Origin of the sequence: Kitasatospora sp. NPDC059088, assembly GCF_042738155.1 — a bacterium.
In the GTDB taxonomy this organism is placed as follows: Bacteria; Actinomycetota; Actinomycetes; order Streptomycetales; family Streptomycetaceae; genus Kitasatospora.
The window spans coordinates 91,131-103,705 of the sequence record NZ_JBHYGR010000018.1; the positions used below are offsets into that span (position 1 = coordinate 91,131).

The 12,575-nt window shown below is 75.7% G+C and carries 9 protein-coding genes; 7 read left to right on the plus strand and 2 right to left on the minus strand.

Features of this window, described 5'->3' with window-relative positions; all coding sequences use genetic code 11:
- Nucleotides 1-123 precede the first annotated feature (123 nt).
- Both ACFWXO_RS11185 and ACFWXO_RS11190 read right to left on the minus strand, forming a co-directional pair.
- A complete protein-coding gene (locus ACFWXO_RS11185) occupies nt 124-642 on the minus strand; it encodes a DinB family protein (RefSeq protein WP_380523282.1) in 519 nt (172 codons plus the stop codon).
- 109 nt (nt 643-751) lie between these two features.
- Nucleotides 752-1,327 carry a nucleosidase gene (locus tag ACFWXO_RS11190; protein ID WP_380523283.1) on the minus strand — a complete coding sequence of 192 codons (576 nt, stop codon included), beginning with the start codon at nt 1,325-1,327 and terminating at the stop codon, nt 752-754.
- 528 nt (nt 1,328-1,855) lie between these two features.
- Between ACFWXO_RS11190 and ACFWXO_RS11195 the strand changes: the two genes are divergently transcribed.
- The 7 genes from ACFWXO_RS11195 to ACFWXO_RS11225 all read left to right on the plus strand — a co-directional run bounded on the left by ACFWXO_RS11195 (nt 1,856) and on the right by ACFWXO_RS11225 (nt 12,432).
- Nucleotides 1,856-3,169: a hypothetical protein gene (locus ACFWXO_RS11195; RefSeq protein WP_380523284.1), complete on the plus strand. Its 1,314-nt coding sequence runs from the start codon at nt 1,856-1,858 to the stop codon at nt 3,167-3,169.
- A 17-nt stretch (nt 3,170-3,186) separates the two neighbouring features.
- Entirely contained in the window at nt 3,187-4,179 is a 993-nt protein-coding gene (locus tag ACFWXO_RS11200; RefSeq protein ID WP_380523285.1) for a glutamate ABC transporter substrate-binding protein, read from the plus strand.
- A gap of 221 nt (nt 4,180-4,400) precedes the next feature.
- Nucleotides 4,401-5,861, plus strand: coding sequence for a hypothetical protein (locus tag ACFWXO_RS11205; protein WP_380523286.1), 1,461 nt, complete (start codon nt 4,401-4,403; stop codon nt 5,859-5,861).
- Between the two features lie 5 nt (nt 5,862-5,866).
- A complete protein-coding gene (locus tag ACFWXO_RS11210; protein ID WP_380523287.1) occupies nt 5,867-8,440 on the plus strand; it encodes a tetratricopeptide repeat protein in 2,574 nt (857 codons plus the stop codon).
- 3 nt (nt 8,441-8,443) lie between these two features.
- Nucleotides 8,444-9,739, plus strand: a complete 1,296-nt coding sequence (locus tag ACFWXO_RS11215) for a protein phosphatase 2C domain-containing protein (RefSeq protein WP_380523288.1) — start codon at nt 8,444-8,446, stop codon at nt 9,737-9,739.
- A gap of 95 nt (nt 9,740-9,834) precedes the next feature.
- On the plus strand, nt 9,835-11,190 hold the full coding sequence (locus ACFWXO_RS11220; RefSeq protein WP_380523289.1) for a VWA domain-containing protein: 1,356 nt from the start codon (nt 9,835-9,837) through the stop codon (nt 11,188-11,190).
- Between the two features lie 84 nt (nt 11,191-11,274).
- Nucleotides 11,275-12,432, plus strand: a complete 1,158-nt coding sequence (locus tag ACFWXO_RS11225; RefSeq protein ID WP_380523290.1) for an FHA domain-containing protein — start codon at nt 11,275-11,277, stop codon at nt 12,430-12,432.
- Nucleotides 12,433-12,575: the final 143 nt, after the last annotated feature.

Here is a 12,575-nt window from a genome sequence, read left to right on the forward strand (position 1 = left end):
GCCCCCCGTGGGGCGCGCGCGACTGGGCGCCCCGCCACACCCGCCCCCCCCCCCCCAGCTTGTCCGGCCGGGGGGGGGGGGGGCACCCCCCCCCCCCCACCTCCGCCGCCTCACCGCCCGGCCTCACCGCCCGACGGCACCGTCCAGCTGCTCCCGGATGATGTCCGCGTGCCCGGCGTGCCGCCCGGTCTCCTCGATCATGTGCACCAGCACCCAGCGCAGCGACGGCCCTTCGACCGCGTCCGGCCGCAGCGAGCGCACGCCCGGCCGGTCGAGGTCGGGGGCGGCCGCGACCACCGCGTTCGCCCGGCCGATCGCGTCCCGGTAGGCGGCGACCGCCGAGGCCGTGGAGAGTTCCGCCGGCGGGGCCTTCGACGTCAGGGCCGGCTCGTCCCCGAGGCCGCCGTACGCGTACTCGAACCAGTTGTACTCGACCACGGCCAAGTGCCGCACCAGCCACAGCAGGCTGGTGCCGGAGGCGACCCCGGGCCGCCGGGCGTCCTCGTCGGAGAGGTCCTCCACCTTGCCGATCACGGCCTCGCGCAGGTAGTCGAGGAAGGACAGCAGGGTGGTCCGCTCATCGGCGTTCAGGCCGGGCGGACGGACGTCGGGGCGCGGGCTGGGCGCGGTGTTCTCGGTCACCGCGCCACCCTAGCCACCCGAACCGACACCCCGACGGCCGGCCAACCGGCCCGACCGCCAACCAACCCGACGACCAGCCAGCCCGACGCCCCGACGACCAACCGCCCCGTCACCACCCCTGCGCGTGCACCCAGTCCGCGAGGTGCCGGGCGCAGCCGTCGACCGACTCCTGCCAGCTGCGGGCCGCACCGTCCCCGGCCTCGTCGCTGACGTACTTGACCAGCCGCACCGGCACCCCGGCCCGGTGGGCGACGGCGGCGACGGCGTAGCCCTCCATGTCGACCAGGTCGGCGTGCTCGGCGAGTCGCTCCTTGGCGTCCGGGGAGTCGACGAACAGGTCACCGGTGGCCAGCACCGGTCCGTCGCCCTTGCCGACCACCAGCGGGGCGCCGTAGCTGCGGCCGGTGAGGTGCTGGAGGGCGGCGGTGTTCAGGTCGTGCTGGATCACCTGGACGACGTGGTGCATGCCCTCCCAGCCGGGGCGCAGCGCGCCGGCCGTGCCGAGGTTGATCACCTCGGAGGGGAGTTCGCCCCGCGCCAGCACGGTGGCCAGGGCCGCGGTGGCGTTGACCTTCCCTATCCCGGTGAGCAGCACGGGCAGCCGGTCGTCGAGGTGGGCGGCCTCCTCGCGGACCGCGACGACGAGCAGCGGGCGGTCGGGCGAGATCGTTCCAAGCAGTCGCATGGGGCCCATGGTACGGAGCACGGGGGTGCCGGGCCCGGCGGCCGCGCGGCACGGAACCGCGGGGGCCCCGGCGGGCGTCGCAGCGGGCGCCAACCTCTCCGTGGGGCCGGTGCGATCGGTGACAACCGGTGACAATCGGCACAAGCCGTACGGAGGCGTGCGGAAACCGTGCACGACATGCTCAAGATCGGCGCAAGTCAGGTGTGGCCGGAGGGAGTCACGGCCATACTGCTGCCATCGGTCGGGCCCGGGGAGACGGGCCGGCCCCAGGGGAGGATGAGGCGGGTGGCGACACCAGTAGGCAACGGCGCACCGGGCGCCGCGTTCCCGGCACGACCGGGCACGCCGCCGGCCGCACCGGGGACGGCGGCGTTCGGCGCACCAACGGCGACCCCGGGTGCACCGGGCGCACCGGGCACCCCGGCATCCCCGGCACCCCGGGGAGCGGCGTTCCCTGGTCCGGCCACGCCGGGACCGGGCGCCGCACCGCCCGCGAAGCGGCCCCGGGGCACCGCGCCGGAGCGCGGGGTGCGCGCCCGGCTGGCCCAGGCCACCCGCACGCCGCCGGGCCGGCTGCGGATCGCCGGAGTGGTGCTCGCGGTGCTGACCGTGGCCTTCGGCGGGCTCACCGCCTGGCAGTTGGAGACCAGGGCGCAGGCCGCCGACCGGGTGGTCTCGTACAGTCAGCCGCTCAGCCGGGACGCCGCCGAGATCCACCGCTCGCTGGCCGACGCCGCCACCACCGCGGCCTCCGGCTTCCTGCTGGCCGGCGCCGAGCCGAAGGACGTCCGGGCCCGCTACGAGCAGGACCTCGCCCAGGCCGCCAAGCTGATCTCCCAGGCCGCCGCCCGGACCACCTCGACCTCCCCGGCCCAGGACTCACTCGCCCGGCTGAACCAGCAACTCCCGGTGTACGCCGGTCTGGTGGAATCCGCGCGGGCCGACAACCGGCAGGGCATCCCGCTCGGCGGCGCCTACCTGCGGTACGCCTCCGAGCAGATGCAGACCGTCCTGCTGCCGGCCGCCGCCGAGCTGAACACCATCGAGAACCACGAGCTGGTGACCGACTACGCCGCGGCCCGGTCCACGCCCTGGGGCGCGTACGGCCTGGCGGTGCTCACCCTGGCCGCGCTGGGCTGGGTGCAGCTGACCCTGTTCCGCCGCACCAACCGGGTGTTCAACGTCGGCCTGCTGGGCGCCACCGCCGCCGTCCTGGCCGGCACGCTCTGGCTCGCCGTGGCCGGGCTGACCACCGGCTCGGCGTTGAAGAAGAGCGACCTCGAAGGGGCCTTCCCGCTGCAGGCCCTCAACTCGGCCCGGGTGGACGTGCTGACGGCGCGCCTGGCGGAGAACCTGAACCTGGTCGCGCGCGGCTCCACCGCCACCTACGCCACCCAGTACGACGACGTCACCAAGCGACTCGCCGGGACGGCCGGCAAGGGCACCCCGATGCGCGACCGGGCGGGCACGCTCTCCAACGCGCTGATCCTCGCCCCCTCCGCCGCGGACCAGCCGCTGGCCACCGCCGCCCAGCAGTACGACGAGTGGCAGGACCGGTACCGCAAGGCGCGCACCGCCGAGGTCGACAACGCCGACTACCAGGGCGCCCTGAACGCGACGGTGTCCGCCACCGACACCACCACCACCGCCGACGCCGCCTTCAACGCCACCGACCGGGCACTGGCCCAGGCCGCCGACGGCGAGCAGGCCCGCTTCACGGCGTACGCCGACGGCACCGCCGGGGACCTCCGGCTGGCGGCCGGCGCCGCCGCCGTGCTCGGCCTGGCGGCCGCGGTCGCCGCGCTGCGCGGCCTGGGCCGACGACTCGCCGAGTACCGGTAGAGGGGGAACGGACACTCATGCGCACACGGACACTCACGCACGGCACGACCGTACCGACCAGGAGCGCCGCCGCACTGGCCGTGCTGGCCGCCTGCGCGGCCGTGCTCGGCGGGGGCGGCCCCTCCGGCGCCGCACCGGCCGGGGCCGCCGCCGCGACCACCGCGACCGCGCCGCAGGCCGTCCAGCAGAGCCAGGACCAGTCCGACTCCTGCGACATCTACGCCAGCGTGCCGCCGAGTTCGGTGGACGGCCCGGCGGTGAAGGCCATCAAGGGCAAGCGCAGCCTGGTGATCGGCGTCGACCAGAACAGCTACCGCTGGGGCGCCCGCAACCCGAACACCGGCCAGATCGAGGGCTTCGACATCGACCTGGCCCGGGCGATCGGCACCGCCATCATGGGCGACCCGGACAAGGTCGTGCTCAAGCCGGTGGCCACCGCCGACCGGGTCGACGCGGTGCAGAAGGGCCGGGTCGACCTGATCGTCCGCACGATGACCGTCAACTGCAAGCGGATGGAGCAGGTCGCCTTCTCCAAGCCGTACTTCAGCATCTCCCAGCGGGTGCTGGTGCCGAAGACCTCCCCGGCGAAGAACCTGGACGAGGCGATCGGCGGCAAGAACGTCTGCGTCGCCAAGGGCTCGACGGCCGCCGACGTGATGGACCCGGCCAAGGGCGCCAAGAAGGACGCCAGGGCCCAGCTGACGGTGGTGGAGAACCAGTTGGACTGCCTGGTCCTGATGCAGCTCGGCAAGGTCGACGCCACCATGACCGACGACGGCCTGGCGGCCGGTCAGGCCGCGCAGGACCAGACCGTGCGGATCGTGGACGGCGACGTGCAGCCCGAGGTGATCGGCGTCGCCATGCTCAAGACCAGCCCGGACCTCACCGCGCGGGTCAACCAGGTGCTGGCCGACTACCACGCGAGCGGCGACTGGGGGCGCAGCTACGACCGCTGGTTGAAGCCGTACATGCTCAACGACGCGGAGCACTACTGGCCGGTCCCGCACTGAGCACCGCACCGGCCGCGGTGCCGGGCGCCGCATCGCGCACGGAGCACCGCTGACGCGGGGCGTTGACGCCGTCTTGACGCCCCGCGCCCGCACCGCCCGAGCGGCCACCGGCTAGGGTTCGGGACGATCACCACGGGGAGACCGGTGGTGGACACGGGGGTTGTCGTGGGATCGCACGTCGCACAGGGCGGGATCGCACGCGAGGAAGGAAGGACACCGCGGTGGCGGCATCGGCTGGCCCGGTACTGAGCCGGGAGGAGGTGGACCGCGCGCTCGCGCGCCTCGGCGCGGAGCGGGACGCGGTCGAGTCGGCGCTGCTCGCCCTCCAGGACCACCCGGGCCTGCGGCTACTGGACGGCGCCGAGCTGTCCGGCCGCACCCTGGAGCGCTGGTCCGTCGCCGGCAAGGGGCTGCCGCTGCTCTGGGCGCTGTTCGACCGCTACTCCGAGGCGCTCGCCTCGGCCCGCGCCGTCCGGGCCCGCAAGGCCAAGCCCGGCGGGCCCGAACTCGCCGAGCTGACCGAGCTGCTGACGGGCGACGCGGTGACCGTCCCGGGCGGCGCCGTGCCGGACGGGCCGCAACTGCTGGGCGCGCCCGCCAAGCTGGTCGAGCGGATCAGCCTGGACGCGCTGATGGCCCGGATGAACTCCTGGTACGCCACCGTGCTGGAGGTGGTCAGCGCGGCCGACGCGGTCTGGTCGGCGCTGCCGGCCCGGATCGACCTGCTGCTGGCCGAACTGCACCGGGTGCACACGCTGGCCGCCTCGCTCGGCGTGCGCCCCGGCAGCCACCCGCTGGGCGACGACCTGACCGGGCTGGAGCGGGACCTCACCGAGCTGCGCACCGAGGTCCGCGAGGACCCGCTGGCCCTGTGGCGCCCGGCCCGGGTGCCCGCCCAGCGCGGCACCGTCCCGGACGGCGAGGCCTTCGCCTCTCCCGCCGGGGTGGTGGACACCGAGCGCTTCGACCGGGCCGGGCGGGCCCTGGACGGCGTCCGGCTGGAGCTGGAGAACCTGCTGCGGCTGCGCGACGACGCCGAGGAGCGCCTCCAGGGCGTCGGCGACCTGCTCCAGCGGGCCGACGCCACCCTGGCCGAGGCCCGCCGGGCCCGCGGCGAGGTGCTGGCGAAGATAGCCTCCAGCGACGTGCCCGCGGTGCCCGGCCCGGCCTCGGCGCTGCGCGAACGGATCGTCACCGCCCTGGACCTGCGCCAGGCCGGGCAGTGGGGCCGGCTGGCGCCGCTGCTGGACGCGCTGGAGGACGCCGCCGCCAAGGAGCTGGCCCGGGCCCGGCACTCGCTCACCGAGGTGACCCAGCCGCTGGCCGTCCGGGCCGAGCTGCGCGGCCGGCTGGACGCCTACAAGGCGATGGCGGCCCGGATGCGGGTCGCCGAGGACCCGGAAGTGATCGAACGGTACGAGAAGGCGCGCTGGCTGCTCTGGAGCGCGCCGTGCGACCTGCGGGCGGCGGCCGCCGCGGTGGCCCGCTTCCAGCAGTCGCTGCGCCCGGCCCAGGCCGAGGCCTCCGACGGCGCACAGGCGCCCGGGCAGCAGGCACACGGGCACCAGTCCCACGGGCACCAGTCCCACGGGCACCAGTCCCACGGGCAGCAGGCACACGGGCAGCAGGCACACGGGTCGGCCGGCCAGACGCCGGTCGACGGACAGGTACAGGGGGGCTGAGGTTGATGGGCGAGACGTGCGTGCGGCCGGAGTGCTCCGGCAACGGCACCATCGATGCGGACGGCTACTGCGACGAGTGCGGGCTGACCCCGGTGGGGACCACCACGGTCCCCCCGGCCGCCGCCGGCGCCGCCCCGCCGACCGCCACCGGGCCGACCACCGGGCCGACCACCGGGTCCGCCGCCGGGCCGGGCTCGCCGTGCCCGCGGGACTGCTCGGGCACCATCGACGCGGACGGCTACTGCGACGAGTGCGGGCTGACCCCGCCCGGCGGCGACACCGGCGTCACCCAGCCCTACGTGCCGTCCGCCCGGGTCACCCCGGACTCCGCCCCCGGCGGCTCGATGCGCTCGCTGTCGGCCCGCACCGGCTCCGGCCGGTCGATGTCCGGCCGCTCCCGCTCGCACCGCTCGACCCGCACCGGCAGCAGCCGCTCGGTCTCGGTGCGCTCCACCCGCGGCAGCGTCAGCGCGGGCACCCGCAACCGGCTGGGCGCCGGCCTGGTCACCGTGCCGACCGTGGAGACGGCCGACCCGGCGCAGGCGGTGCTGGAGAACCCCGAGGTGCCGGAGCGCAAGCGGTACTGCTCCAAGTGCGAGACCCCGGTGGGCCGGGAGAAGAACGGCCGGCCGGGCCGCCCGGACGGCTTCTGCACCAAGTGCGGCACGCCGTACTCCTTCACCCCCAAGCTGCGCCGCGGCGACCTGGTCGGCGGCCAGTACGAGGTGCTCGGCTGCCTGGCGCACGGCGGGCTCGGCTGGATCTACCTGGCGGTGGACCGGCGGGTCAACGACAAGTGGGTGGTGCTCAAGGGCCTGCTGGACACCGGGGACGAGGACGCGCTGGCCGCGGCCGTCGCCGAGCGGCGCTTCCTGGCCGAGGTGGACCACCCGAACATCGTCCGGATCATCAACTTCGCCGAGCACCCGGACCTGCGCACCGGCTCCACCGACGGCTACATCGTGATGGAGTTCGTCGGCGGCAAGTCGCTCAAGGACATCGCCAACGACCGCCGCACCCCGGACGGCCGGCGCGAGCCGCTGCCGGTCGAGCAGGCGATCGCGTACGCGCTGGAGGCGCTGCCGGCCCTGGGCTACCTGCACGGCCGGGGCCTGGTCTACTGCGACTTCAAGATCGACAACGTGATCCAGAGCGGCGACACGCTCAAGATCATCGACATGGGCGCGGTCCGCCGCTTCGACGACGACGGCGCGATCTACGGCACCATCGGCTACCAGGCCCCGGAGATCGCCACCGACGGCCCCTCCCCCGCCTCCGACCTCTACACCGTGGCCCGCACCCTCGCGGTGCTCACCTTCGACTTCCAGGGCTACAGCACCACCTACCGCGACTCGCTGCCCGGCCCCGAGGACGTCGAGGTCTTCGCCAGGTACGAGTCCTACTACCGCTTCCTGGTCCGCGCCACCGACCCGGACCCGGCCCGCCGGTTCTCCTCCGCCGAGGAGATGGCCGACCAGCTCACCGGCGTACTGCGGGAGATCCTGGCCCTCCAGGACGACCGGCCCCGGCCCGCGCCGTCCACCCTCTTCGGGCCCGAACTGCGCGTCGTGGACACCGAGTTGGTACTGCCCACCACCCAGCCCGGACAGCTCCGGGTGGCCGGGCTCGACCCGGCCGCCGCCGCCCTCGCGCTGCCCGTCCCCCGGGTCGACCCGGGCGACCCCAACGCCGGCTTCCTCGCCACCCTGCTCGCCACCGACCCCGAGGAGGCGCTCGCCGCCCTCGCCGGCGCCCCCGCCGTCTCGGTCGAGAGCCGGCTGCGCGAACTGCGCGCCCTGCTCGAACTCGGCCGCCACGGCACGGCCGTGCAGGAGCTCGCGAAGCTGGAGCAGGACCACCCGGACGACTGGCGGGTGGTCTGGTACCGCGGCCTGGTCGCCCTGGTCGGCGCCGCCGCGGACCTCGCCGAGGACCCCGCCGGCACCGCCGCCGAGCCCCGCCTGCGGGCGGCCGCCGAGGCCTTCGACGCGGTCTACGACGCCTTCCCGGGCGAGGCCGCCCCCAAGCTCGCCCTCGGCATCTGCGCCGAACTGCTCGGCGACGGCGGCGACGCGGCCGAGTTCTACCGGCTCGTCTGGACCACCGACCAGTCCTACCTCAGCGCCGCCTTCGGCCTGGCCCGGGTCCGCCTCGCCGAGGACGACCGGCCCGGCGCGGTGCGGGCGCTGGAGTCCGTCCCGGCCACCTCCAGCCAGTACACCGCCGCCCGGATCGCCGCCGTCCGCGCCCGGCTGCGCGAACGGGCCGCCACCGACCCGCTCGCCGTCGACCTCGCGGCCGGCTCCGACCAGCTGACCGCGCTGCGCCTGGACGACCGCCGCCGCGAGGAGCTCTCGGTCGAGGTGCTCGGCGCGGCCCTCGGCTGGGTCGGCGCCGGCTCGGCCGGCGCCCCGCAGGGCACCGGCCCGGTCGTCCTCGGACGTCCCGCCGTGGAGCGGGAACTGCGCTTCGCCCTGGAACAGTCCTACCGGGTACTCGCCCGGTTGGCCGACCGGGCCGAGACCAGGATCGAGATGGTGGAACGGGCCAACCGGGCCCGCCCCAGGACGTGGGTGTAGCCGATGCCGCAGCAGACCGAGTGCCCGAGCTGTTCCGAGCCGATGGACCTTGACGACGCCTACTGCGGGCGTTGCGGGGCCGGCCGGGACGGCCGGGCGGCCCCGGGCGCGATGCCCGCCAGCTGGGCCGCCGCCCGCGGTGAGGCCGTCCCGCCGCAACGCGGGCCGGTCTGCGTCAACTGCGGGCAGGCACAGGTCACCGAGGACGGTTACTGCGAGGGCTGCGGGAGCGCCCAGCCGCGCCCGCGCGACCACATGGAGAAGGCGCTCGCGGGCGTCGCCGGGGTCAGCGACCGCGGCGTGCGCCACCACCGCAACGAGGACTCCTTCACCGTCGCCGCCACCTCGCTGCCCGGCGGGGAGCCGGTCGTGGTCGCCGTGGTGTGCGACGGCGTCTCCTCCTCCGACCGCCCGGACGAGGCCTCGGAGACCGCCGTCGACGCCGCCTCCGAGTCCCTGCTGACCTCCCTGGAGGCCGGCCGCGACCCGGAGGGGGCGATGCGCACCGCGATCGCGGACGCCGCCAAGGCCGTCGCCGACCTCGCCACCGACGGCGCCGGCCCGACCAGGCCCGACGTCAACGCGCCCGCCTGCACCTACGTCAGCGCCATAGCCGCGGGCGGCCGGGTGACCATCGGCTGGGTGGGCGACACCCGGGCGTACTGGATCCCGGACGACCGGGCCGGCGCCGAACCCTTCCGGCTCACCCAGGACGACTCCTGGGCCGCCCGGATGGTCGAGGCCGGGCTGATGGGCGAGGCCGAGGCCTACGCCGACCCGCGCGCCCACGCGATCACCGGCTGGCTCGGCGCCGACGCCGAGGAGGTCGTGCCGCACACCCTCGAATTCACCCCGCACGTCCCCGGAGTGCTGCTGATCTGCACCGACGGGCTGTGGAACTACGCCGAGGCGGCCACCGACCTGGCCTACTACGTCCGCCCGGACGCCCGCACCGAACCGCTGCTGGCGGCCCAGACCCTGGTCAAGTTCGCGGTCGCGGCCGGCGGGCACGACAACATCACGGTCGCCGTGCTGCCGATCGAACCGTCCGCCGCCGCGCTGGCGGAGATCGTGGAGACGCCGACCGCGCTGGACCTCAAGATCGTCAGGCCGGCGGCCGCCGCCGGGAACGACGACTACGAGGACTACGAGCCGACCCTGCCGGACCTCCCGGTGATCGGCTCCGCCGCCGCCCCGCTGCCCCCGGCCCCGGCCGTCCCGCCGGCGCCGCCCGTGCCCCCCGTCGCCCCGCCCGTCCCGCCCGTCCCGCCGCAGCCGCCGCACCCGCCGACGGCCTGACCGGTTCCGCGCGACCGGACCGACGGCCCCCGTCCGCCGGCCCGCCCCACCGACCTGATCGCATCCACCCCTCACCCGACGGGAGCCACCGCCCCATGGCAACACTGGCGAAGCCGAACCTGCCCAGGTTCGACGTGGAGATCTTCCAGAACGAGTACCTGGCCGACGGCGCCCGCGAGGTCAACGCCATCGTCACCGTCACCTCCACCGGCGGCGGCACCTCCGGCGGCCGCCCGCTCGGGCTCGCCGACGCCGGCCCGCAGGGCGGCGACGCCAACGCGGCCGTGGTGGTCCTGGTCGACTGCTCGGGCTCGATGGACTACCCCAAGACCAAGATCAACGGCGCCCGCGAGGCCACCGCCGCCGCCATCGACGCCCTGCGCGACGGCACCGCCTTCGCCGTCGTCGCCGGCACCCACGAGGCCCGCGACATCTACCCCGGCGACGGCACCCTGGCCACCGCCTCGGCGGCCACCCGGGAGCAGGCCAAGGAGTCGCTGCGCCGCCTCACCGCGGCCGGCGGCACCGCCATGGGCACCTGGCTGGCCAAGGCCGACAAGCTCTTCCTCACCCGCCGCGACATCGCCATCCGGCACGCCATCCTGCTCACCGACGGCAACAACGAGCACGAGTCCGCCGAGGACCTCGCCCGCACGATCGAGCGGGTCACCGGCCACTTCACCGCCGACTGCCGCGGCGTCGGCACCGACTGGCGGATCGACGAACTGCGCAAGATCTCCTCCGCGCTGCTCGGCACCACCGACATCGTGGCCGAGCCCTCCGGCCTCGCCGAGGACTTCCGCTCGATGATGACCGGCGCGATGGGCAAGCAGGTCGCCGACGTCGCGCTGCGGATCTGGACCCCGGCCAACGCCACCGTCAAGTTCGTCAAGCAGGTCGCCCCCGCCGTCGAGGACCTCAGCGACCGCCGCGCCGAGGCCGGCCCCCGGGCGGGCGACTACCCCACCGGCTCCTGGGGCGACGAGAGCCGCGACTACCACGTCTGCGTCGAGGTCCCGGCCGCCTCGGTCGGCAACGAGATGCTCGCCGCCCGGATCAGCCTGGTGCTGCCCCCGCAGGTCGGCGGCGGCACCCCCGAGGTGCTCAGCCAGGGCCTGGTGAAGGCCGTCTGGACGGACGACCTCGCCTCCTCCACCCGGATCAGCCCCCAGGTCGCCCACTACACCGGGCAGGCCGAGCTGGCCTCCTCCATCCAGGAGGGCCTGGAGGCCCACCGCTCCGGCGACGTCGACACCGCCACCGCCAAGCTCGGCGCCGCCGTCCGGATCGCCCACGCGACCGGCAACGAGGGCACCTTCAAGCTGCTGCAGAAGGTGGTGGACGTGGTGGACCCGAAGGAGGGTACGGTTCGGTTCCGTAAGGACGTGAGCGAGGCCGACTCGATGACCCTTGAGACCCGGTCGACCAAGACGGTACGTGTGAAGAAGTGACCGCGAAGTGACCGCTGTAGACGTGATCGGGCCGGCCGCCCGGCGCGACGCCGCACCGCACCGGCCCGAAACGAGGGGGACCTGATGCCGATCTGCCCGAGGGGCCACGAGTCGCAGGCCGAGGACTGGTGCGACTTCTGCGGCTTCCCGATGACCCCGCCGGCCCCGGCGCCCGGCGCCCACGGGGGCTACCCCGGCGCGCCCGCCGGACACCCGCAGCACGGCGGTGCGGCCTTCGGCACGCCGCCGCCACCCCCGCCGGGGGCCGTCCCGCCGCCCCCGCCCGGGGCGTTCCCACCGCCCGGCGGCTACCCGCCGCCCGGTGCCTTCCCGCCGCCGGCCGGCCCCGGACTCACCGAGGGCCTGGCCGTCTGCCCGATCTGCCGCAGCCCGCAGACCGGGCGGTTCTGCGAGGAGTGCGGCTACGACTACGAGCTGTCCGCGCCCTCCGGCCGCCAGGCGCCGGCCGGCGGCGCGCCCTCGCCGGGCCCGGCCCAGCCCCCGCCGCTGAACATCCCGGCGGCCTACGGCGGAGCCCCGGCCCCGCAGCAGCACCAGCCGCACCAGCCCCACCAGCAGCACCAGCCGCAGGCCCCGGAGTACCAGCCGCAGCCGGAGTACCCCCACACCTACGGCTACCCGCCGCCGGAGGGCGCCTTCCCGGAGGCCCCGGTCCGCGAGGACTCCGGCCCGGTGTACGCCCAGCCCGCCGGCCCCGGCCCGAACACCCGCGGCGGCGACTTCGGCACGTCCTTCCACCTGGCCCCGCCGCAGGCCCCGCCGCAGGCCCAGCCGGGCGCCCAGCCGGAGCCCGCCCCGGCCGGGCCGGTGCGCAGCAACTGGATCGCGGTGGTCTCGGCCGACCGCGACTACTTCACCGACATGATGGCCCGCAGCGGCCCCGAGGCGGCCGGCCTGTTCTTCCCGCCGTACTGCCCCGAGCGCCGCATCCCGCTGACCGGCCGCGGCCAGCTGCGGATCGGCCGGCGCAGCCAGCACCGGGGCACCGTCCCGGAGATCGACCTGTCGGTGCCGCCGGAGGACCCGGGCGCCTCGCACCAGCACGCGCTGCTCGCCGAACAGGCGGACGGCAGCTGGGTGCTGGTGGACCAGGGATCGACCAACGGAACCACCGTGAACGGGGGCGAGGAACCGATCTCCCCGAACACCGCCATCCCCCTGGGCGACGGCGACCGGATCCACGTCGGCGCCTGGACGACGATCACGGTGCACCGCGCCTGACCTGCGCTTTGAGCATTCGTCAGGGGTAACTCCGGCCGGGGGGGGGGGGGGGGGCGGGCGGGCGCGGCGGGGGGGCGGGGGGGGGCGCCGGGGGGGCCCCGGCGCGGGAGCGCGAGGAGCGCGCCCGCCCCCGCTCACAGGAC